Source organism: Pseudomonas sp. JAI120 (assembly GCF_014207255.1).
GTDB lineage: Bacteria > Pseudomonadota > Gammaproteobacteria > Pseudomonadales > Pseudomonadaceae > Aquipseudomonas.
The window spans coordinates 305,795-328,313 of the sequence record NZ_JACHCZ010000007.1 but is presented as its reverse complement, the minus strand read 5'-3'; the positions used below and the strand labels follow the sequence as shown (position 1 = coordinate 328,313).

The window sequence follows — 22,519 nt, the reverse complement described above, 5'->3', positions numbered from 1 at the left end:
GCGCCTCATGATCTGCTGAGCGGGCCTGCTTCTGGCAGTCCCGATACAGCGGACTTTGGATTCTTCTGTTTCAGGCCTCTCAAGTCAAGCAATAATTGCGCTTTTTTCCAACTAAGCGCATGAGAACGTAGAAGAAAGGGCTTTGAGGAGGGATAAAACTCGCCTGAATGTCGTCAAGCGGTAGAAATGTGCGCAAGACTGCCGGAAAAACCGGCAGCCAGGCAATTAACGAGCGTCGACGATCAGTTGATCGAACTTTTTCAGCGCATTACGCAAGCCCAGGCTTTCTCGCGGCCGATCGGCATAAACCATCTCGGCCATTTCGAGAATGCCTGAAGCATTCGGCAGCGGCAGGTCCTGTTCTAGGATCTGTTTCATGCGCACCAGGAAGATCCATTGCAACCACTGGTGGAAGTCCAGTGTGTCTACCGCAAACGGCTCGACGCTGCCGAGCGCCTCGGCGCTGGGGGACACTTCATCCCACCAGCCCTGCACGCGTAATTCGCGCTCAATCAGCAATAACTGTTCGGCAATCGCGGGAAACCGTGCATCCATCAGAGGTTGACCTTGGCTTTTTGCCGAGCCTGGGCAGCGCCGGCAGCGTCACCTTGTGCGGCACGCGCATCGCCGATCAAAGCCCACAAGCTGGCTTGCAGGTCGGGACGACCGCTGGCCAGCGTGAGACCACGACGAGCGAATTGTTCGGCCTGCGGCGCATCGCCCTGTGCCATGCGTACCTGGGCAAGGCGATACAGCACTTGCGGCTCGCGCGGAGCAACGCGTTGCGCACGCTCAAGGCTGGAGGACGCACCATTCAAGTCACCACCCGCCTGCTGTTGCTGGGCAGTGGTCAGCAACGCCAGCACCGGACCATCCAATTGCTCGTCGGCTGACAAGCCGCCAGCGCTGGAGGACGATGGAATGCCACTCGGCGTCGACGGCATGTTGTAGGTGCCCTGATTGATCGGCGCGGTCTGAATTGGCGCGGAATCGATCGGCCCGGAGGTGCTTGGCCCAGGCGTCCAAGGCTCGGCACTGATTGGCGCCGCGGTAGCAGCACCGCCGCCCGGCACCATCACTACCACACCCGAATCCTGTGGCACGGCCTGAGGCCTGGCCTGGGCCGGACGGTTGGTCACGGTTTGGCGGAAACCGCCATTGGCCGAGATCCGGTCATTATTGGAGACAGCTGTGCTCGAATCCACAACCGGAATAGAGCCGCGCTGCACGCTGGAGCAACCGCCGAGCAAAGCCAGAGCTGTAATAGCTGGAATCCACCACTTGTTCACTTGAAACCCTCTTTGCTTAATTCATCCAGCCCTTGACCCAATCCATCACCGATTCCGCATCTGCAGGGGCACCGCCACCGCACGCAGCACCGGGTGGTGGTTCGCTGCCGCGAATATACGGCATCTGCACCGCGCCCGGACAGTTGGCATCGGAGCCCTGGCCGGTATGCGGATCAATCCAGGCCTGCACGATGTTATCCGGCTGCGGCATGTTCAACGGCAGCGGGTCGGCCTTGCGCATGAAACTGGTCCAGACCTGCAATGCGCCGGTGGCACCGGTGAACGGCGTCTTGCCGTTGTCGTCACGACCCAGCCACACCACTGCGAGCACATCCTGGCCGAAACCTGCGAACCAGCTGTCACGCGAGTCGTTACTGGTACCGGTCTTACCCGCCAGTGTCAGGTTGGAAGGCAAAACCTTATAGACCGAGCTACCGGTACCTTCACGCATCACGCGCTGCATGGCGTTCTGGATCAGATAGATGGAGCCCGCATCGAAACGCTGCTGAATCTGGAACGGATAGCGCTTGAGCGGCTCACCCTCGGCTGTCAGTACACTGCGGATCCCGCGCATCGGCGTATTGAAGCCACCGTTGGCCAGGGTCTGGTACATCGTCGCCACTTCGATCGGCGTCATGGCGCCGGCGCCGAGCAGGATCGATGGGAAGGCCGGGAATTCGCGGGTGATGCCCAGACGAGCCAGTGTCTTGAGGACATTCGGCACGCCAACCTCCAAGCCGAGCCGAGACGTGGAAATGTTGTAGGAGTGCGCCAAGCCCTGATACAGGAACACCGTGCCGTGGGAGCGGCGATCAAAGTTCTGCGGCGTCCAAACCTGGCCGTCGCCCCCTTTGACCGACAGCGGGTCATCCGACAGCCAACTGGTGAGGGTGTATTTGCTCGGCTTTTCCAGCGCCGTCAGGTAGACCGCCGGCTTGACCAGCGAGCCGATCGGCCGCACGGCATCCAGTGCGCGATTGAAACCGGCAAAGCTGGCCTGGCGACTGCCGATCATGGCCTGGACTTCACCGGTTTCCGGGTTGGTCACCACCATTGCGGCTTCTACTTCATCGGCGCCCTTACGGCCCGTCAGGCGCTTGAAGGTGTCGTTGACCGATGCTTCTGCCTTCATCTGCAGAATCGGGTCGAAGCTGGTGAAGATCCGAAGGCCTTCTTCGGTCAAGTCTTCGTCGCGGTAGTCTTCACGCAACTGGCGTTTTACCAGATCGATAAAGCCTGGGAACGAACTGTCCGCCAACTTCCCGCGGGTTGTCACACCCAGTGGCATTTTCTTCGCCGCGGCAACTTGTTCCGCCGTGGCAACGCCTTGCTGTTCAAGCACATCGAGCACCAGGTTACGGCGCTCCAGCGCACGCTCCGGATTGCGACGCGGGTTGTAATAGGAAGGCCCCTTGACCATGCCTACCAACAAGGCGACTTGATGCAACTTCAACTCGGACAGCGGTTGGCCGAAGAAGAACTGGCTGGCCAAACCGAAACCGTGCACGGCGCGTTGCCCATCCTGGCCGACGAATACCTCGTTGAGGTATGCCTCAAGGATCTCCTGCTTGCTGTAGTGCAGCTCAAGCAGCATCGCCATCATGGCTTCGGTGAGCTTACGGGTCAGGCTGCGCTCGTTGGTCAGGTAGAAGTTCTTCACCAACTGCTGGGTCAGCGTGCTGCCGCCCTGGGTCATCTTGCCGCCGGAAGTATTCACCCAGATGGCACGGGCAATCGACTTCGGCGAAACGCCCCAGTGACTATAAAAGTCGCGGTCCTCTACAGCCACCAACGTTTCCAGTAGATACGGCGGTACCTGATCAAGCTTGATCAGGATGCGATCTTCAAGGTTCTTCGGGTAAATCCCGCCAATCATCAGCGGTTCAAGGCGTACCACCGGCAACTTGGAGCCGTTGAGGGAGGACAGTTCGGCGACGTAGTCGCCGGAAAAGCGCACGCGCACTGGCTGGGCTTTCTCCAGGCCTTCATAGAACTGAAAGCCGCGAGTATTGAGGTCGACGGTGTTACCGCTGACCGCAGCCGCCCCCGGACCATTGCTCACGGGTTCGCGTCGATAGCCCAGGGCGTCGAGTTCGGTGAGGAAGTCATCCTTGCTCAGCTTCTGGCCGGTGAACAATTCCAGCGGGCGAGCATACACCTTGGCCGGGATAGTCCAGCGCTTGCCGGAGAATTTCTCCTGGACCACAGCGTCGAGGTACACCGCAAAGCCGGCGAGCACCACAAGCCCTACCAGGCCGAGCTTGAGCGCCCAGCCAAGCCACGGGCGCAGGCCGCGGGAAGGAGGTTTTTTACGGGAACGGGGAGATCGGGATCGAGTCATGGCGGCGGATTATACGCACTTTATTGATGATCAACATGAGCCGGACAGCGGTTTGCATGACCGCCCGTACCAGCCATAATGCGCGCCATGATTCCCCCCCCCCGACTCTGAAGGATCGCCCGTGAGCCAGTCACTGATCGCAGCCCTGCAAAACCCGGCTTTGTACCCTCATCCGGTTGAAGCGTTCCAGGTCATCGAAACGCATATTTCATGGGTCATCTTGACTGGCCCCTACGCCTATAAATTGAAAAAACCGATGAACTTCGGGTTTCTGGACTTCACCGACCTGGAAAAACGCGGGCACTTCTGCAACGAAGAACTGCGCCTCAACCAACGTCTGACAACGGATCTGTATCTGGAAGTGTTGCCGATTACCGGCACTGTCGACGCCCCGCAATTGGGTGGCGACGGCCCGGTGATCGAATACGCACTGAAGATGCGTCAGTTCCCGCAAAGCCAACTGCTCAGCACCCTGCAAGCCAATGGCGAACTGACCGCCACGCACATCGATGAAATGGCCACGCAGATCGCGCACTTTCACCTCACCGCACCAAAAGTGCCGCAAGACCACGCAGCTGGCACCCCCGATGAAGTGATGGCGCCGGTACGGCAGAACTTCGACCAGATCCGTCCATTCCTCAGCGACAAGGCCGACCTGATTCAACTGGAAGCCCTGCAAGCCTGGGCCGAAAGCAGTTTCGAGCGCCTGAAACCGCTGCTGGCACAGCGCAAGCTCGACGGTTTCACCCGCGAGTGCCACGGTGACATCCACCTCGGTAACGCCACTTTGATTGACGGCAAGGTAGTGATCTTCGACTGCATTGAGTTCAACGAACCGTTTCGCTTCACCGATGTGTACGCCGACACCGCTTTCCTGGCCATGGACCTGGAAGACCGCGGCCTCAAGTCCCTGGCCCGCCGCTTTATCAGCCAGTACCTGGAGCTGACCGGTGACTATCAGGGCCTTGAAGTGCTGAACTTCTATAAAGCCTACCGCGCCCTGGTACGTGCCAAGGTGGCGCTGTTCAGCATGCCGAGCGAGGCAAGCCCGGTGCAACGCGCCACGACCCTGCGCCAATACCGCAACTACGCCAACCTGGCGGAAAGCTACAGCACCATTCCATCGCGCTTCCTGGCAATTACCCACGGTGTCTCGGCAGTCGGCAAAAGCCACGTTGCCATGCGCCTGGTGGAGGCATTGGGCGCTGTACGCCTGCGCTCGGACGTGGAGCGCAAGCGCATGTTCGGCGAGCAGCAGGTCGAAAACACGCCACAGGCCGGCATCTATGCGTCCGACGCCAGCGCCAGGACCTACGCTCGCTTGAATGACATCGCGGATACCGTGCTGCGTGCCGGCTTCCCCGTAGTACTGGATGCCACCTTCCTCAAACGCGAACAACGCGACGCAGCAGCCAAGGTGGCCGAAGCCACGGGCGCGCCGTTCCTGATCCTGGACTGCAACGCGCCACAAGCCGTTATCACCAGTTGGTTGGCGCAACGTCAGGCCGACAAAAACGATCCGTCCGACGCTACGCTGGTCGTTATAGAAGAACAGCAGGCCAACCGTGACCCACTGACCGCCGAAGAACTGTTACTGAGTAAACGCGTCGAGACCAATCAAAGCGGAACCCTCGATGCGCTAGTCGCACAAATTCGCCAGCGCCTGCCAGGCCTGTAAGAAAAATTTCTTGGTCGTGTCGTCTACTTGGACGCACGCCCAAGAAATAGTGGCACTATAATGGCGTCATAAATCCAACAGGAGTCGTTTTCATGAGTCAGCCCAAGCTTCTAGATACACCGCTCTACGCACTCCTGCATAAAGACGATATTCGTGGTTTCAATCAGGCACGCCCAGCAGACGGCATTATCGACATGCGCGGCGGCGACTTCCGTGGTCTGGACTTGCGCGACCTGAACGCGGCCGGTGTAGATTTCACCGACGCGTATTTCCGCTCCACCGACTTGCGCGGCCTGGATTTGCGCAACTGCTCCCTGGAAGGCGCCAGCCTCGCCCATGCGCAGATTTCGGGCACCTACTTCCCGCCTGAATTGACTGCCGATGAGATTCTCATGTCGGTCAATTTCGGCACGCGCCTGCGCTACCGCACCAAGTAACACTCAACTCAAGCCCGACTACGCGCAATGCGTAGCGGGCACTCCCCTCCTGCCCGCCGTCAAAATTCCCGCGCCATTCTTATAAGCTTTTGGGCCGTTTAGGACCAAAGAACCACGCTTTTCCTACTGAGCGCTACACTCCTGTTCAGGCTTGCCTGGTTACGATACCCACCGCACCATTCGGCCGTCGCAAGGAGGCTTGATGAACGATGAGCTGCAACACCTGAAAAACCTTGGCAAGACGTCAGCGCAGTGGCTGCATGCGGTGGGCATCCACAGTGCATCCGACTTGCGTCGCCTGGGAGCGGTCGATGCCTATCGAGCCGTAAGGACTCGTGGGTTCCGCGCATCAAAAGTTTTGCTTTATGCGATCGAAGGGGCACTGATGGACGTGCACTGGAACGACATCCCGGTCGAGCGTAAGGAAGCGTTGAACCGCCAGCTGGATGCTATTTCAGCGCGTCATAAGAACTAGATCGTCCTGCAAAACCCAATGGTTATGCACACTTCAAACGGACGTTTGAGAAAAACAGAAGATCATTCAAAAACAATTGTTGACTCTCAAATGAGAATCGTTATGATTATCACAACTGGTCGCGAGATCAGCCGATAACTGAAAGACCATTGGTTCGGACTCTCAGATTATCTCCTCATCAGGCTAATCACGGTTATTTGACCCGGCTTTTGCCGGGTCTTTTTTTGCCTGTGAAAAAGCACGCCTCAGCGTGCAATGATTAACGGATGTCCACGCTCCGGGTGCGGCTGTACCAATACTTCCAAGCCAAATACGGCTTTAAGTGGCTCGGGCCGCAGCACCTGCGCCGGTGTATCCAGTGCGTGGGGACGCCCCTGCTCCAACAGCAAAATGCGATCACAGTAGCGCGCTGCCAGGTTCAGGTCATGGAGGATCACCAGCACCGCCGCACCACGATCGGCAAAGGTGCGAATCGCTTGCAGGGTCGTGTGTTGATGCAGGGGATCCAGCATCGATGTCGGCTCATCCAGCAGTAATGTCTGCCCCGCCTCACCCGGCCATAGTTGCGCGAGCACCCGCGCCAAGTGCACACGTTGACGCTCGCCGCCCGAAAGAGCCAAGTAACTGCGACCATTCAAGTGTGCGACATCCGCCGCCTGCAAGGCTGCGTGGATAATTTCATCATCGCGCACACGCCCCGTCTGATGGGGCAAACGGCCCATGCCGACCACCTCTTCGACACGGAACGCGAAGTCCAGGGTCGAGGTTTGTGGCAACACCGCCAGCCGCTGCGCGCGCTGCGGTCCGCTCCAGTCTTTCAACGCCTGCTGACCCAGCCACACCCTGCCCTGATCGGGGTGTAACTCACCGCACAACGCCCCCAGCAACGTACTCTTACCCGCGCCATTGGGGCCCAGCACACCGAGCACTTCACCCGGTAGCAGATCCAGAGTGACATCCGCCAGCACGACCTTGTGGCCACGCCGGATCTGCAGGTCTTCAACACGCAGCATCAGGCACGCCCCCGCAACAACAGGTAAAGAAAAAATGGCGCACCAATAAATGCAGTCACGATACCAATCGGCAGTTCAGCCGGCGCCAGGGCCAGTCGCGCGACCAAATCGGCAAACAGCAACAAACTCGCGCCCGCCAATATCGAAGCCGGCAACAGCACGCGGTGATCTGGCCCGGCCAGCAACCTGACCAGATGCGGCACCACCAGCCCGACAAAACCGATCATGCCCGCCGCAGCCACCGCAGCGCCTACCCCTAATGCAGTACAGAACACCAACTCGCGCTTGAGCCCTTCAACATCAATACCCAGGTGACTGGCCTCCGATTCGCCGAGCAACAGCGCATTCAGCGCCTTGGCCCGGCGCGGTAGCCAGAGCGCCACACCGACACTGACCAGCAATAAAGGCCATAACCGCGAATAGCTCGCGCCGTTGAGACTGCCAAGGTTCCAGAACGTTAGGGTACGCAGGGTGGCGTCGTCCGCCAGGTAGGTGAACAGGCCCACCGCCGAGCTTGCCAACGCAGTAAGGGCGATACCGGCGAGCAGCATCGTAGCCACATTGGTCTGACCGTTACGCCGCCCCAGTCGATAGACCAGCGCGGTCACGCCCAGCCCGCCCAGAAACGCGCATAGCGATAGCAGATAAGGCCCGAAGGCATCCGGTAACCCACCGAAAAACGCCCCCCCGACAATGGCGATTGCCGCCCCCAGTGCCGCCCCGCTGGAAACCCCGACCAACCCCGGATCGGCCAACGGGTTACGAAACAACCCTTGCATGGCCACGCCCGACAATGCCAATACGCCGCCAACCGCCAAACCGAGCAACGTACGCGGCAAACGAATCTGCCCCAGGATCAACTCAGCCTGTTCCAGGCCTTGCGCTTCTATCGGCACGCCCATCAAGCGCAATGCCGCCTTGAGCGTATCCAGCAGCGGCAAGCTCACCGGCCCCAGTGCCAACGAGAGCCAGGTAGCCAACAGACATAACAGCGCCAGGCCGATGAACAGCGTTTTCGGTTTAACCAAAGTGGTCATGGGCCGGGTTTAGTCTGTGACGGATAAAAGCCGGCCGAGAGCTTCACAAGACTTTGCGGCAGACGCGGCCCGAGCCCACCAACCAACAGGGTCGGGTCAAGCTCGAAAACGCGGCCACGCTTGGCCGCCGGCGTCGAAGCCAGGATCGGATTCTCCTTGAACAACGCCGCGCGCGCCGCGTCCCCCGTCAGGGCGCGGTCGGCAAATACCAGCACATCCGGGCTCAACCCCGCCAACGACTCCACCGAAAACGGCTTGTAACCGCTGTGTGTGGCCAGGTTACGCCCGCCGGCCTGCTGCAACACCCAATCGCCCGCCGTGCCCTTACCGGCAATCAGCGGCTTGCCGCCAGCATGACCGATCAGCAGCAACACGCCAGGTGCCTTCTGCGAGGCCCCTGCCTTGGCCACCCAGCTTTTCTGTTGATCAAGCGCCTGTTCATATCCGGTAAACAATTCACTAGCCTTAGCCTCATCTCCCAGCAACTTACCCAAGTGCTGAAGATTACCCTTCAAGGTCGGCAAATCCGGCTGCGCCGAGAACATTTCGACCTGGACACCTGCACTGCGAATCTGCGCCAGCACCGGCGGCGGCCCCATCTCTTCAGTACCCACCAGCACCTGTGGGCGAAGGCTGAGAATGCCTTCGGCCGACAATTGCCGCTGATAGCCGATACTGGGCAACGCCTTGAGCGATTCAGGATGCTGGCTGGTGGTGTCCACGCCAACCAACTTCGGCTCACCGCCCAACGCCGTGACCCATTCCGACAGCGCCCCACCGGCACTCACCCAGCGTTGTGGCGGTTCAGAGGCTTGCGCCCCAGGGTTGACCAGCAGTCCGACAACAAGCGCAATAGCGCTGGTACTCAGGCGCATAACAGGGTTTCCTTCCAAGGGCAGGGCCTTTCGAGCACCCGTCGATGTGACAGATAACCCCTGCCGGGCATCGAACTGAGCACCCAGTCAGCTAACGGGCGAAGCCGGCATTTGATAATTGTTTGCATTTGAACGTCAAGGCACTTAAGGATTGAAATGAAGTTTCTCTGCCCCTCGGACACGCTCGCGCCCAACAGCAGCCTCGGTTTTACGATTGATGGCACGCCGCTGCTGGCGGTACGCCGGGACGGCATCGCCTACTTCTATATCAACCGCTGCCCACATCGCGGCATCCCACTGGAATGGCAACCCGACCAGTTCCTTGACGACAGCGCCAGCCTGATCCAATGCGCCACCCACGGCGCGCTGTTCCTGATCGAAAGCGGCGAGTGCATTGCCGGCCCATGCGCAGGTAAAAGCCTCAAGGCCCTGCACGGTCGCGAGGACGAGCAGGGCCTGTGGGTGGATCTCTATCTAGTCAAGCAGCACGTCTAACCGACGATCCACGCAAATCTCCTGGGACGTCACGCACACCCCATATGCCAACACTTCCACCCCGGCAGCTTTAGCCTCGCGCAAGGCCGCACCATAGGCGGCATCGATTTCCAGCGCCGGGCGCACTGCGTCAATCCCGGAGAGGTTGACGCAATACAACTGCACTGCCCGCCCCCCTTCACGCGCCAGATGCGCCAGCTCTCGCAGGTGCTTGGCGCCACGCTGGGTCACGGCATCGGGGAAGGCGGCAACCCTCGTGCCATCAAACCCCAGCGTGACGCTTTTGACTTCCACATAAGCCGCGCCGGCCGGATATTCCAGGCGAAAGTCGATACGGCTTTTTTCCTGGCCGTAGGGCACTTCACGTTTCAACGCGGTGAAACCGTTGAGTTCCGTGATCACGCCAGCGCGTAAAGCCTCCTCGACCAACTGATTGGCGCGTGCCGTGTTAACGCACGCCAAGCGGCCCTGGGGCGTTTCGGCAATTTCCCAGGTGCCGGGCAACTTGCGCTTGGGGTCATTGGAACGACTGAACCAGACCTGCCCGCCTTCCACCATGCAGTTGAGCATCGAACCGGTGTTTGGGCAGTGAATAGTCAACAACTCGCCGGTAACGGTTTCGATATCGGTGAGAAAGCGCTTATAGCGGCGAATCAGTCGGCCTTCTTCGAGGGGAGGATGAAAGCGCATCAGCCTTGCCAGCTCCTTAGGCCACGCTGGATTCGTTCCACCGCCTCCTGGAGTCGCTCAAGGTTTTGCGTGTAGGCAAAGCGCACATGATGGCCTGCTTGATAGCGACCAAAATCCAGACCGGGTGTAAATGCGACATGCTCGGTTTCAAGGAAATGACGACAAAACGCGAAGGCATCTCCGCCGAACGCACTGATATCGGCATACAAATAGAACGCCCCTTCCGGCTCTACGGCAATGCCGAAGCCCAACTCGCGCAGGGCGGGCAGCAGGAAGTCGCGACGACGGCCAAATTCGGCACGGCGCTCCTCCAGAATGCTCAGGGTTTGCGGGGTAAAGCAGGCGAGCGCTGCATACTGGGCCATGCTGGGCGCGCTGATATAGAGGTTTTGCGCCAGCTTCTCGAGTTCGCCGACTGCAGCGGGCGGCGCGACCAGCCAACCCAAGCGCCAGCCGGTCATGCCGAAATACTTCGAAAAACTATTCAGGACGAAGGCCTCATCGTCGACCTCCAGCACGCTGGCGGCGTCAGTGCCGTAGGTCAGGCCGTGATAGATCTCGTCCACCACCAGATGGCCGTTACGCACCTTGATTGCATCGGAAAGCCCGGCTAATTCATCGCGCGTAAGGATCGTGCCGGTGGGATTCGCCGGGGAGGCAACCAATGCGCCCACGCTGTCCTGATCCCAGTGTTTGGCCACCAGGTCAGCGGTCAGTTGATAACGCACCTCAGGGCCTACCGGCACCAGTTGCGCGGCGCCTTCCACCAGTCGCAGGAAGTGCCGGTTACACGGGTAACCTGGGTCTGCCAGCAGCCAATGCTTGCCTGGATCCACCAGCAGGCTGCTGGCCAACAACAAAGCGCCAGAGCCACCAGGCGTTATCAGAATACGCTCGGGGTCCACGTTCAAACCGTAGCGCTGCTGGTAGAAACCACTGATGGCTTCACGCAATTCCGGCAGGCCACGGGCCGCGGTATAACGGGTCTTGCCATTGGCCAACGCCGCCTGGCCGGCCTGGATGATCGGCTCGGCGGTGGTGAAATCAGGCTCGCCGATCTCCAGGTGGATCACATCATGGCCTGATGCTTGCAGGTCATTGGCTCGCGCCAGCAACGCCATGACATGAAAAGGTTCGATGGCGCGACTGCGCGCACTGTAGGGCTGAGCCATTAGCCTTCCTTAACGGTGAGGACAAAATCAGGATTCTACCGAACCCTCGCGGTAAAACATGCTCTATTGCCTGCCTGGCCGTCCAAGATGAACCCGGCGAGCGCTTGCAAAACGACTAAAATCAACATTCGAGACGATGCATACCCAGCCACAGCGGGCTGCTGCAGTTTGCAACCCCTGCGTGACGGGCCTCGACAACCGGGAGTGGCGCGCCCTGAATCTATCTGGTAAGTTCGCCCGCTTGCAGCCGCAGGGCCGGCAGGTGTCGGTGACGTTGCAATCCTGCGCAATGGATTAGAAGAGTGAGAGGCGGTCTATTCATGTCCACCCAAGCAAAGCAACAGAGCATCAGCGGCTTCCAACCCTACGTTGAATCGAAGGGTGAGGAATACATGGGCAAGCCCATGCGCGAGCACTTCTCCAAAATCCTGAAGCAGTGGAAGCAGGACTTGATGCAGGAAGTCGACCGCACGGTTGACCATATGAAGGATGAAGCCGCCAACTTCCCTGACCCGGCAGACCGTGCCAGCCAGGAAGAGGAATTCGCCCTCGAACTGCGCGCCCGTGATCGCGAGCGCAAACTGATCAAGAAAATCGACAAGACGCTGCAACTGATCGAAGACGAAGAATACGGCTGGTGCGAATCCTGCGGTGTCGAGATTGGCATCCGTCGCCTGGAAGCCCGCCCAACCGCGGACCTCTGCGTAGACTGCAAGACCTTGGCTGAAATCAAGGAAAAACAGGTCGGCAAGTAATCCTGCCGAGCTGAACGAATGGGGCGTGCAAACGCCCCATTTTTGTTTCTGGGATTTGCCGATTTTCCAGTAGTATCCGGCCCATGACTGCCTCTACCTATATCGGGCGTTTCGCCCCCACGCCCAGCGGCCATCTGCACTTCGGTTCCCTGGTCGCCGCCCTCGCCTCCTACCTCGACGCCCGCGCCAACCATGGCCGCTGGCTGATGCGCATGGAAGACCTTGACCCTCCCCGCGAAGAGCCCGGCGCCCAGGCGGCAATCCTGCATGCCCTGGAGAGCTACGGTTTTGAGTGGGATGGCGAACTGGTCCGACAAAGCGAGCGGCATGACGCCTACGCCAAAGTACTGAACGATATGTTCAACCACGGCCTGGCCTACGCCTGCACCTGTTCACGTAAACAACTGGAGCCCTACGACGGGATTTACCCAGGCCTGTGCCGAAATGCCGGCCACGACCAGCAGGATGCCGCCATCCGCCTGCGTGTCCCCGAGTTGGAGTACCACTTTACTGACCGTGTACAAGGAGAATTCCGGCAACACCTGGGCCGTGATGTCGGCGACTTCGTCATCCGTCGCCGCGATGGCCTCTACGCCTACCAACTGGCCGTGGTGCTCGACGATGCCTGGCAAGGGGTTACCGATATCGTGCGCGGCGCCGACCTGCTCGACTCCACGCCACGCCAGCTGTACCTGCAGGAATTGCTGGGCCTGCGCCAACCGCGCTACCTGCACGTACCGTTGATCGTCCAGCCGGACGGTAACAAGCTGGGCAAATCCTATCGCTCCCCGCCGCTGAATCCCGACCAGGCCACGCCGTTGCTATTGAGAGCCCTGCGCGCCCTTGGCCAGCAGCCTGGCGACGAACTGCTTCATGCCAGCCCGCGGGAGTTGCTGGATTGGGGCATTGTGCACTGGGAGGCCAGCAAGATCCCGCGCGCACTGACGCTGGCCGAAGCGCAATTAAGCTGAAGGCGCTTGCAGCCTGCCAGCCATCCGTTACCATCGCCGCAGTTTTTTAATCAGAGGCCAACATGTACATCTATCGATTGGTCCTGCTGCTGGTCGTCGGGATCTACCTGTTTTCCCCCGCCATCATGGATTGGTGGATCGACGCCACGGGCGCCTGGTATCGCCCCTATCTGCTGTGGCTGATCCTGATCGTCGTGACCTTCATCCTGCAGAGCCAAAAAGATGCCGATGAGCTTTAGCCTCACCCAGATGCTGCTGATCAGCGCTGCCTACCTGGCTGCACTGTTCGGCGTTGCCTGGATCAGTGAGCGCGGAATGATTCCGCGGGCGATCATTCGCCATCCGTTGACCTACACCTTGTCCTTGGGCGTCTACGCCAGTGCCTGGGCGTTTTATGGCACGGTGGGCCTGGCCTACCAGTATGGTTATGGCTTCCTCTCCAGCTACCTTGGCGTGTCCGGCGCCTTTCTGCTGGCGCCGGTATTGCTGTATCCGATCCTGAAAATCACCCGCACCTACCAACTGTCGTCCCTGGCCGACCTGTTTGCCTTTCGCTTTCGCAGCACCTGGGCCGGCGCACTGACCACCATTTTCATGCTGATCGGCGTGCTGCCCCTGCTGGCCCTGCAAATCCAGGCAGTGGCCGACTCCATCAGCATCCTGACCCGCGAGCCCGTGCAACACCGCGTCGCCCTGGCCTTCTGCGCGCTGATCTCACTGTTCACGATCTTCTTCGGGTCACGCCATATCGCCACCCGCGAGAAACACGAAGGGCTGGTATTTGCGATTGCGTTCGAGTCGGTGATCAAGCTGATCGCCATCGGCGGCGTTGGCCTCTACGCGCTCTATGGCGTGTTCGACGGCCCGCAACAGCTGGAACTGTGGCTGCTGCAAAACCAGACCGCCCTCGCCGCCCTGCACACCCCGTTGCAGGAAGGCCCATGGCGCACGCTGTTGCTGGTGTTCTTCGCCTCGGCGATCGTAATGCCGCACATGTACCACATGACCTTCACCGAGAACCTCAACCCGCGCTCGCTGGTCAGCGCCAGTTGGGGCTTGCCGTTGTTCCTGCTGCTGATGAGCCTCGCGGTGCCGCTGATCCTGTGGGCCGGCCTGAAACTGGGGGCTACCACCAATCCCGAGTATTTCACCCTGGGTATCGGTATCGCCGCCAATAGCCCAGCGTTGGCGCTGCTGGCTTACGTCGGCGGCTTATCTGCTGCCAGCGGGCTGATTATCGTCACGACGCTGGCCCTTTCGGGCATGGCCCTCAATCACCTGGTGCTACCGCTGTACCAGCCGCCCGCCGAAGGCAATATCTACCGCTGGCTGAAATGGACGCGACGCGCATTGATCGTCGCGATCATCACGGCCGGCTACGGGTTCTACCTGCTGCTCGGCGCCGGGCAAGACCTGGCTAACCTGGGCATCGTCGCCTTTGTCGCCACCTTGCAATTCCTGCCGGGAGTGTTGTCGGTGCTGTACTGGCCGACCGCCAATCGCCGCGGGTTTATCGCCGGGCTGCTGGCCGGGATCCTGGTATGGATCGTCACGATGCTGCTGCCGTTGGTCGGCAACCTGCAGGGTTTCTATATTCCGCTGCTGAACATGATCTACGTGCTGGACGACACCAGTTGGCACATGGCCGCGATTGCCTCGCTGGCCGCCAACGTACTGATGTTCACCCTGATCTCACTGTTCACCAATGCCAGCGCGGAGGAGACCAGCGCCGCCGAAGCGTGCGCGGTGGATAACGTGCGTCGACCGCAACGCCGCGAACTGCACGCGGCCTCACCCCAGGAATTCGCCACACAACTGGCCAAGCCCCTCGGCGCCAAGGCGGCTCAGAAGGAAGTCGAGCAGGCGCTGCGCGATCTGTACCTGCCCTTCGACGAGCGCCGCCCCTACGCTCTGCGCCGCCTGCGCGACCGCATCGAAGCCAACCTGTCCGGCCTGATGGGCCCCAGCGTGTCCCAGGACATGGTGGAAACCTTCCTGCCGTACAAGGCCGGCGGCGAAAACTACGTCACCGAGGACATCCATTTCATCGAAAGCCGGCTGGAGGATTACCACTCACGCCTCACCGGCCTGGCGGCCGAACTCGACGCCCTGCGCCGTTACCATCGCCAGACCCTGCAGGAACTGCCGATGGGCGTGTGTTCCCTGGCCAAGGATCAGGAAATCCTGATGTGGAACAAGGCCATGGAAGAACTCACCGGCATCGCCGCGCAACGGGTGGTGGGCTCGCGCCTGAATACCCTGGGCGATCCGTGGAAAGAACTGCTCCAAGGTTTTATCAATTTGCCCGACGAGCATTTGCACAAGCAACACCTGGCCCTCGACGGCCAGACGCGCTGGCTCAACCTGCACAAAGCCGCGATCGATGAACCGCTGGCACCCGGTAACAGCGGCCTGGTGCTGCTGGTCGAAGACCTGACTGAAACCCAGATGCTCGAAGACAAGCTGGTGCACTCCGAGCGCCTGGCCAGCATTGGTCGCCTTGCAGCGGGCGTGGCCCACGAAATCGGCAACCCGATCACCGGTATCGCGTGCCTTGCGCAGAACCTGCGGGAAGAGCGGGAGGAGGACGGCGAAATCATCGAAATCAGCGGGCAGATCCTCGAACAGACCAAGCGCGTCTCGCGCATCGTGCAATCGCTGATGAGCTTTGCCCATGCCGGCGGCCATCAGAATCTGGATGAGGCCGTGTGCCTGGCCGAAGTGGCCCAGGATGCCATTGGGCTGCTCGCCTTGAACCGGCGCAATTTCGAAGTACAGTTCTTCAACTTGTGCGACCCCGACCATTGGGTCGACGGCGACTCACAACGCCTGGCCCAAGTGCTGATCAACCTGCTGTCCAACGCCCGCGATGCAACCCCGGCCGGTGGCGCAGTACGCGTCAAGACCGAGGCTTTCGAGCATACCGTCGATCTGATCGTCGAAGATGAAGGCAGCGGCATCCCACAGAACATCATGGACCGATTGTTCGAACCCTTTTTCACCACCAAGGACCCAGGTGAAGGCACCGGTCTGGGCCTTGCACTGGTCTATTCCATCGTTGAAGAGCATTATGGACAAATCACCATCGACAGCCCGGCTGACACCGAAAGCCAACGCGGCACCCGTATTCGGGTGACCCTGCCGCGTCATGTCGAAGCGACGTCCGCTGTGAACTGAGACCGTCGAGAGAATTGAATCAATGCCGCACATTTTGATCGTCGAAGACGAAACCATTATCCGCTCTGCCTTGCGTCGCCTGCTTGAACGTAATCAGTACCAGGTCAGCGAAGCCGGCTCGGTGCAGGAAGCACAAGAGCGTTTCAGCATCCCCACGTTCGACCTGATTGTCAGCGACCTGCGCCTGCCTGGCGCGCCGGGCACCGAGTTGATCAAGCTTGGCCAGGGCACTCCGGTGCTGATCATGACCAGCTACGCCAGCCTGCGCTCGGCGGTGGACTCCATGAAGATGGGCGCGGTGGACTACATCGCCAAGCCTTTCGACCACGATGAAATGCTCCAGGCCGTGGCCCGCATCCTGCGTGATCGCCAGTCAGCCATCAGCGTGCAGGCCGAACAACGTCCCGCCGGCAAAGCGACCAACGGCGCCGACAAACCGGGTGTCGACAACAGTAACGGCGAGATCGGCATCATCGGCTCCTGCCCGCCAATGCAGGATTTGTACAGCAAGATCCGTAAAGTCGCGCCGACCGACTCCAATGTATTGATCCAGGGCGAGTCAGGCACCGGTAAAGAACTGGTGGCCCGCGCCCTGCACAATTTGTCCAAGCGCGCCAAGGCACCGATGATTTCGGTGAACTGCGCAGCGATCCCCGAATCCCTGATTGAGTCCGAATTGTTCGGCCACGAAAAAGGCGCGTTTACCGGCGCCAGTGCCGGGCGTGCGGGCCTGGTGGAAGCGGCGGACGGCGGTACGCTGTTTCTTGATGAGATCGGCGAACTCCCACTCGAAGCACAGGCACGATTGCTGCGCGTGCTCCAGGAAGGCGAAATTCGCCGTGTGGGTTCAGTCCAATCGCAGAAGGTCGACGTGCGCTTGATCGCGGCAACCCACCGCGACCTCAAGAGCCTGGCCAAGATCGGCCAGTTCCGTGAAGACTTGTATTACCGCCTGCACGTAATTGCCCTCAAGCTGCCGGCCCTGCGTGAGCGCGGCGCCGACGTGAATGAGATCGCCAACGCATTCCTGCTGCGCCAGAGTGCACGTATCAACCGTACCGACCTGACGTTCGCGCCCGACGCCGAGCAGGCGATTCGGCATTACTCGTGGCCGGGTAACGTGCGAGAACTGGAGAATGCGGTCGAACGTGCGGTGATCCTGTCGGAGAGCCCGGAAATTTCTGCCGAACTGCTGGGTATCGATATCGAACTCAGCGACTTGGAGGATGACGACTTCATCGGCCTGGCCCCGACACCGGGCGGCGGTAGCAATACCAGCCATGAGCCGACGGAAGATTTGTCACTGGAAGACTACTTCCAGCATTTCGTCCTTGAGCATCAGGACCACATGACCGAGACCGAGCTGGCCCGCAAGCTGGGCGTGAGCCGTAAGTGCCTGTGGGAACGCCGCCAGCGCCTGGGCATTCCACGGCGCAAGACCGGGGTTGCCAGCGAAAGCTGAGGGCGGGCCCCCAGAGGTAACACCCTCAGATGTGAAAAAACTGTTACCGCGGATATTTCGCGTAACAAAAGCCGGGGCTTACGGTAACGAAGCCCCGGCTTTTTTTCGCCCGTCAAAAACCCGAAACCACCTCAAACCCCCGGTTTTACTGGGCGGAGCAAAAGTTGGCACGCACCCTGCTATATGCTTAGTACAAAAACAATAACAAGCTTTGTACAAGACAATAAAAATAAAACGAATCGACTCACGCATAACAAAAACAACACGGCGGAGGCGCAGCTAACTGATTCTTTTGGAGAGGCGTTGCATTTGGGGCTTGCCCCGCAACCAGGCCGAGAACAACAAAAACTGCCCTAAGGCAGAGCCTGAACTGGTTGGATCGTAGATCAGCAACACAGCGACCAAAGCAATCCGTTTGCTCTTAACTCCCGATTGGGAGTGTCATGAAGGTGAAGCTTCATGGCGAGGGCGATCAACAAAAACAAGAAGCCCGAAACCAATAATAAAAATAGAGCATGCAACTACTTCTGGGGGAGCTTCGGCTCCCCTTGTAGTTTCCAGGATTTGACGATTTAAGGCTTATGGTGCAACGCCGAAGCTTGTTCCTACACCATCCCCTGACTAAATGCTAGAATCCCCGCCCATCATGCGGTCATTCTTCGTTATGGCCGAACATTCCTTCAAACAGTGCATCCCATGCTGAAGAAGTTGTTCCAGTCATTCCGTTCTCCCTTGCGTCGTACGCAACACAAACGCAGCACGCCTGAAGTGCTCAACAGCAGCCAGCATTCGTTGCAGCGCGCTCAATTCAGCCGTTATGCGGTGAATATCGTCGAACGGTTGCAGAACGCCGGTTACCAGGCCTACCTGGTAGGTGGTTGTGTACGCGACATGCTGCTCAATATCACGCCCAAGGATTTCGACGTCGCCACCAGCGCTACGCCTGAGCAAGTGCGTGCCGAGTTTCGCAATGCGCGAATCATCGGCCGCCGCTTCAAGCTGGTGCACATCCACTTTGGTCGCGAAATCATCGAGGTCGCGACCTTCCGTGCCGGCCATCCGCAAAACGATGAAGAGGAAGACACCAATCAGTCTTCCCGCAACGAGAGCGGGCGCATCCTGCGCGACAACGTCTACGGCACCCTGGAAGAGGACGCGCAGCGCCGCGACTTCACCATCAATGCCCTCTATTACGATCCGGTCAGCGAACGCATCCTCGATTACGCCAATGGCGTACACGACATCCGCAATAACCTGATCCGCCTGATCGGCGACCCGACGCAGCGCTATCAGGAAGATCCGGTGCGCATGCTGCGAGCCGTGCGCTTCGCCGCCAAGCTCAACTTCGGTATCGAGAAACACACCGCCGCACCGATACGCGAGCTGGCACCGATGCTGCGGGAAATCCCATCCGCGCGTCTGTTCGAAGAAGTGCTCAAGCTGTTCCTCTCGGGCTACGCCGCCGACACGTTCGAAATGCTGGTCGACCTGCAGTTGTTCGACCCACTGTTCCCGGCCAGTGCCGAAGCACTGGAACACAACCCAACCTATACCCACACGTTGATCAGCGAAGCGCTGATCAACACCGACCTGCGCATCAAGCAGAACAAACCGGTAACACCGGCATTCCTGTTTGCCGCCCTGTTGTGGCCGGCCCTGCCCAAACGCGTACTGCGCCTGCAGGACCGTGGCATGCCGCCTATCCCGGCCATGCAGGAAGCCGCTCACGAGCTGATCGCCGAACAGTGCCAGCGCATCGCTATCCCGAAACGTTTCACCCTGCCGATCCGCGAGATCTGGGACATGCAGGAACGCCTGCCCCGCCGCAGCGGCAAGCGCGCCGACCTGCTGCTGGACAACCCACGCTTCCGCGCCGGTTACGACTTCCTGCTGCTGCGCGAAAGCGCCGGTGAGCAGACCGACGGCCTGGGCGAATGGTGGACCGACTATCAGGATGCCAATGACAGCCAACGCCGCGACATGATTCGCGACCTCGGCAGCAAGGGTGACGGCGAAGGGGCTGGTCCGAAAAAGCGTCGTCGCAGCGGCACCAAGCGCAAACGCAGTGCGGCGGATGCCTCTGGCGCTGCGGGCGAATAAACGTGGAACGCATCTACATCGGCATGGGGAGCAACCTGGCGGCCCCGGACCAGCAATTGCGCAGCGCTATCGAAGCGCTGGCGCAATTGCCAGACACCTGCGTCGCGGGTGTGTCCGCCTTTTACCAAAGTGATTCCCTGCTCCCGGGCCAACCGCGCTACACCAATGCGGTTGCCGCCCTGGACAGCAGCCTTGCGCCACTTGAGTTGCTGGATGCGCTGCAAGCCATCGAAAACGACCAAGGCCGCGAGCGCCTGGAACGTTGGGGCCCTCGCACCCTTGACCTGGACATTCTGCTGTTTGGCGATCGCCTGATCGACGAGCCGCGCCTGAAGGTGCCTCACTACCAGATGCACCTGCGTGCGTTTGTGCTGTATCCACTGGCCGAGCTGGCGCCTGCCGCATTGCAGTTGCCGGATGGCAAACGCCTCAGCGCCCTACTTGAAGCCTGCCCGTTTGTCGGCCTGGAACGGCTCCCTGTTGCTGAATCGCGTCAGTAACAGCGGTAACACCGCCATCGTAACAATGCGGTAACACATCCAATTGACTTCCCGTGTCCTCCTCACGACTATAGGCGTCCCGCTGCCGCCAACCCGGCGCTGAAGGGCGCAATCCAGGCCTTATAAGCACTGCTCTCAAGACAGTGCGCCTGAATAAACGAAGACTCACGCGCGTAACTCGCTGTTTCCAAGCGCCTGAACGAGGACCCTTTTCATGCCAGACATTACCCTGACCACCTTGCAGAGCCTCAAGCTCAAAGGTGAAAAAATCACCATGCTGACCTGCTATGACGCCACCTTCGCCCACGCCAGTTGCCAGGCCGGGGTTGAAGTGTTGCTGGTGGGCGATTCACTGGGCATGGTCCTTCAAGGGAATGACAGCACCCTGCCCGTCACCACCGATGAACTGGCCTACCACACCGCCAGCGTCAAGCGCGGCAACGACGGCGCATTTATCATCGCCGACCTGCCTTTCATGGATTACGCCACCGTCGAGCAGACCTTCCTGAACGCCGGCAAACTGATGCGTGCCGGTGCGCACATGGTCAAAGTCGAGGGCGCCGTATGGCTCGCCGAGTCGATTCGCCTGCTGGCTGAACGCGGCGTGCCAGTCTGTGCGCATATGGGCCTTACGCCACAGTCCGTGAACATCCTCGGCGGGTACAAGGTACAAGGCCGCAACGAAGCCCAGGCGCGCCAGATGCGTGCCGATGCCATCGCCCTGGAACAGGCGGGCGTTGCGATGATCCTGCTCGAATGCGTGCCCAGCGAACTCGCAGCAGAAATCACCCAGGCTGTTAAGGTGCCGGTGATCGGCATTGGCGCAGGCTCGGCCACCGACGGCCAGGTGCTGGTACTGCACGACATGCTCGGCCTGTCGATTACCGGCCGCGTGCCAAAGTTCGTGAAGAACTTCATGACTGGGCAGGACAGCATCCACGCCGCATTGAGTGCCTACGTCGCCGAAGTCAAAGGCGTGACCTTCCCAGGCGCCGAACACGGATTCTCTGCATGAACACCGTAAAAACCGTACGCGAACTCAGAGCCGCCGTCGCCCACGCCCGCAAAGCAGGCAAACGCATCGGCTTCGTGCCCACCATGGGCAACCTGCACAGCGGCCATGCCAGCCTGGTCAGCAAGGCTGTGCAACAGGCGGACTTTGTCGTTGCGAGTATTTTCGTCAACCCGCTGCAATTTGGCGCCGGCGAAGACCTGGACAAGTACCCTCGCACCTTGGCCGCCGACCAGGAAAAGCTCTTGCAGGCCGGCTGCAACCTGCTGTTCGCGCCGACCGTCGAGGAGATGTACCCCGGCGGCATGACCGGCCAGACCCGTGTCAGCGTCCCGCAGTTGTCCGAAGGTTTGTGCGGCGCCAGCCGTCCCGGGCATTTCGAAGGTGTGGCGACGGTGGTCAGCAAATTGTTCAACATGGTCCAGCCAGACATGGCTGTATTTGGCCAGAAGGACTACCAGCAACTGGCCGTGATTCGCGCCATGGTCCATGACCTGAACATGCCGATCCAGATCATTGGCGAGCCCACCGTACGCGCCGATGATGGCCTGGCGCTGTCCTCGCGCAACGGTTTTCTCAGCAGAGAAGAACGTGCGATCGCACCGGTGCTGTACCGCAGCCTCAGCCAGATTGCCGCAGCCATCAAAAGCGGTGATCACGACTTCGCCAGACTGCGTGCCGAACAGGTGCAGCAGATAGAGGCGGCCGGGTTGCGCCTGGACTACCTCGAAGTGCGCCAGGGCGTGCACCTGCGGACCGCTACGGCGGAGGATCGGGATATTGTGATTCTGGTGGCAGCCTTTCTAGGCACGACCCGCCTGATCGACAACCTGCATCTGAACCTCAACTGACCCCTCTGAACACCCCGCCGATTGCCCTGATCGCTGTGCCGGTATAAAAAAGTACCGGCCACAGCGCAGACAAAGCCAAGACATATCGACACGCTAGGTTTAATGTAATCGCCCTGCGCTATGGTTAGCGCTGTCTGGAACCCAATCCTTGAGATAAGACTGGATGTTCCGGGCTTTGAAGTGTCCTAA

At 60.0% G+C, this 22,519-nt stretch carries 21 protein-coding genes; 13 read left to right on the top strand and 8 right to left on the bottom strand.

All coding sequences use genetic code 11. From position 1 onward, the window contains the following. Nucleotides 1-225: 225 nt before the first annotated feature. Genes HDC32_RS29020 through mrcB form a run of 3 tightly spaced genes read right to left on the bottom strand, consistent with a single transcriptional unit; the run spans nucleotide 226 to nucleotide 3,630 of the window. Complete coding sequence (locus HDC32_RS29020) at nucleotides 226-555, bottom strand: YqcC family protein (RefSeq protein ID WP_131699429.1); 330 nt, start codon at nucleotides 553-555, stop codon at nucleotides 226-228. Beyond that, nucleotides 555-1,289, bottom strand: a complete 735-nt coding sequence (locus tag HDC32_RS29015; RefSeq protein WP_145336535.1) for a M48 family metallopeptidase — start codon at nucleotides 1,287-1,289, stop codon at nucleotides 555-557. Before HDC32_RS29015 ends, HDC32_RS29020 begins: the two co-directional genes overlap by 1 nt. A gap of 16 nt (nucleotides 1,290-1,305) precedes the next feature. Next, nucleotides 1,306-3,630: a penicillin-binding protein 1B gene (gene mrcB, locus HDC32_RS29010; protein ID WP_145336537.1), complete on the bottom strand. Its 2,325-nt coding sequence runs from the start codon at nucleotides 3,628-3,630 to the stop codon at nucleotides 1,306-1,308. Between the two features lie 121 nt (nucleotides 3,631-3,751). Between mrcB and HDC32_RS29005 the strand changes: the two genes are divergently transcribed. The 3 genes from HDC32_RS29005 to HDC32_RS28995 all read left to right on the top strand — a co-directional run bounded on the left by HDC32_RS29005 (nucleotide 3,752) and on the right by HDC32_RS28995 (nucleotide 6,220). Next, nucleotides 3,752-5,308, top strand: coding sequence for a bifunctional aminoglycoside phosphotransferase/ATP-binding protein (locus HDC32_RS29005; RefSeq protein ID WP_184746385.1), 1,557 nt, complete (start codon nucleotides 3,752-3,754; stop codon nucleotides 5,306-5,308). A gap of 92 nt (nucleotides 5,309-5,400) precedes the next feature. After that, nucleotides 5,401-5,745: a pentapeptide repeat-containing protein gene (locus tag HDC32_RS29000; protein WP_131699425.1), complete on the top strand. Its 345-nt coding sequence runs from the start codon at nucleotides 5,401-5,403 to the stop codon at nucleotides 5,743-5,745. Between the two features lie 202 nt (nucleotides 5,746-5,947). After that, entirely contained in the window at nucleotides 5,948-6,220 is a 273-nt protein-coding gene (locus HDC32_RS28995) for a TfoX/Sxy family protein (RefSeq protein ID WP_184746384.1), read from the top strand. A gap of 245 nt (nucleotides 6,221-6,465) precedes the next feature. Here the strand turns inward: HDC32_RS28995 and HDC32_RS28990 are convergent, their stop codons facing one another. From HDC32_RS28990 to HDC32_RS28980, 3 genes are read right to left on the bottom strand one after another with little or no spacing between them, the layout of a single operon-like run. After that, complete coding sequence (locus tag HDC32_RS28990; protein WP_167656478.1) at nucleotides 6,466-7,233, bottom strand: heme ABC transporter ATP-binding protein; 768 nt, start codon at nucleotides 7,231-7,233, stop codon at nucleotides 6,466-6,468. Beyond that, complete coding sequence (locus HDC32_RS28985; RefSeq protein ID WP_167656483.1) at nucleotides 7,233-8,216, bottom strand: iron ABC transporter permease; 984 nt, start codon at nucleotides 8,214-8,216, stop codon at nucleotides 7,233-7,235. The genes HDC32_RS28990 and HDC32_RS28985 overlap by 1 nt, the downstream gene beginning before the upstream one ends. A gap of 50 nt (nucleotides 8,217-8,266) precedes the next feature. Further along, complete coding sequence (locus HDC32_RS28980) at nucleotides 8,267-9,145, bottom strand: hemin ABC transporter substrate-binding protein (RefSeq protein WP_184746383.1); 879 nt, start codon at nucleotides 9,143-9,145, stop codon at nucleotides 8,267-8,269. 156 nt (nucleotides 9,146-9,301) lie between these two features. Here HDC32_RS28980 and HDC32_RS28975 point away from each other — a divergent pair, with 156 nt between their 5' ends. Next, nucleotides 9,302-9,640: a Rieske (2Fe-2S) protein gene (locus tag HDC32_RS28975; RefSeq protein WP_184746382.1), complete on the top strand. Its 339-nt coding sequence runs from the start codon at nucleotides 9,302-9,304 to the stop codon at nucleotides 9,638-9,640. Here HDC32_RS28975 and sfsA read toward each other — a convergent pair. After that, the gene (gene sfsA / locus HDC32_RS28970; RefSeq protein ID WP_184746381.1) at nucleotides 9,620-10,330 is read right to left on the bottom strand and encodes a DNA/RNA nuclease SfsA; all 711 of its coding nucleotides are present in this window, start codon (nucleotides 10,328-10,330) and stop codon (nucleotides 9,620-9,622) included. The genes HDC32_RS28975 and sfsA overlap by 21 nt on opposite strands. Continuing rightward, nucleotides 10,330-11,502, bottom strand: coding sequence for a pyridoxal phosphate-dependent aminotransferase (locus HDC32_RS28965; protein WP_184746380.1), 1,173 nt, complete (start codon nucleotides 11,500-11,502; stop codon nucleotides 10,330-10,332). Before HDC32_RS28965 ends, sfsA begins: the two co-directional genes overlap by 1 nt. A 320-nt stretch (nucleotides 11,503-11,822) precedes the next feature. Here HDC32_RS28965 and dksA point away from each other — a divergent pair, with 320 nt between their 5' ends. The 9 genes from dksA (at nucleotide 11,823) to panC (ending at nucleotide 22,330) form a co-directional block, all read left to right on the top strand. Continuing rightward, entirely contained in the window at nucleotides 11,823-12,257 is a 435-nt protein-coding gene (dksA, locus tag HDC32_RS28960; protein ID WP_005791430.1) for an RNA polymerase-binding protein DksA, read from the top strand. 83 nt (nucleotides 12,258-12,340) lie between these two features. Beyond that, nucleotides 12,341-13,228, top strand: a complete 888-nt coding sequence (gene gluQRS / locus HDC32_RS28955) for a tRNA glutamyl-Q(34) synthetase GluQRS (RefSeq protein ID WP_167656474.1) — start codon at nucleotides 12,341-12,343, stop codon at nucleotides 13,226-13,228. A 62-nt stretch (nucleotides 13,229-13,290) separates the two neighbouring features. Further along, nucleotides 13,291-13,467, top strand: a complete 177-nt coding sequence (locus tag HDC32_RS28950) for a hypothetical protein (protein ID WP_003176118.1) — start codon at nucleotides 13,291-13,293, stop codon at nucleotides 13,465-13,467. Further along, nucleotides 13,451-16,405: a sensor histidine kinase gene (locus HDC32_RS28945; RefSeq protein WP_167656473.1), complete on the top strand. Its 2,955-nt coding sequence runs from the start codon at nucleotides 13,451-13,453 to the stop codon at nucleotides 16,403-16,405. The genes HDC32_RS28950 and HDC32_RS28945 overlap by 17 nt, the downstream gene beginning before the upstream one ends. Before the next feature lie 22 nt (nucleotides 16,406-16,427). Next, the gene (locus tag HDC32_RS28940; protein WP_131699416.1) at nucleotides 16,428-17,867 is read left to right on the top strand and encodes a sigma-54 dependent transcriptional regulator; all 1,440 of its coding nucleotides are present in this window, start codon (nucleotides 16,428-16,430) and stop codon (nucleotides 17,865-17,867) included. A 696-nt stretch (nucleotides 17,868-18,563) separates the two neighbouring features. Next, the gene (locus HDC32_RS28935; protein ID WP_131699415.1) at nucleotides 18,564-19,967 is read left to right on the top strand and encodes a polynucleotide adenylyltransferase PcnB; all 1,404 of its coding nucleotides are present in this window, start codon (nucleotides 18,564-18,566) and stop codon (nucleotides 19,965-19,967) included. 2 nt (nucleotides 19,968-19,969) lie between these two features. Continuing rightward, nucleotides 19,970-20,467: a 2-amino-4-hydroxy-6-hydroxymethyldihydropteridine diphosphokinase gene (gene folK / locus HDC32_RS28930; RefSeq protein WP_131699414.1), complete on the top strand. Its 498-nt coding sequence runs from the start codon at nucleotides 19,970-19,972 to the stop codon at nucleotides 20,465-20,467. A 214-nt stretch (nucleotides 20,468-20,681) separates the two neighbouring features. Continuing rightward, nucleotides 20,682-21,482: a 3-methyl-2-oxobutanoate hydroxymethyltransferase gene (gene panB / locus HDC32_RS28925; protein WP_145336547.1), complete on the top strand. Its 801-nt coding sequence runs from the start codon at nucleotides 20,682-20,684 to the stop codon at nucleotides 21,480-21,482. After that, nucleotides 21,479-22,330: a pantoate--beta-alanine ligase gene (gene panC / locus HDC32_RS28920; RefSeq protein WP_184746379.1), complete on the top strand. Its 852-nt coding sequence runs from the start codon at nucleotides 21,479-21,481 to the stop codon at nucleotides 22,328-22,330. The genes panB and panC overlap by 4 nt, the downstream gene beginning before the upstream one ends. The last annotated feature ends 189 nt before the right edge of the window (nucleotides 22,331-22,519 follow it).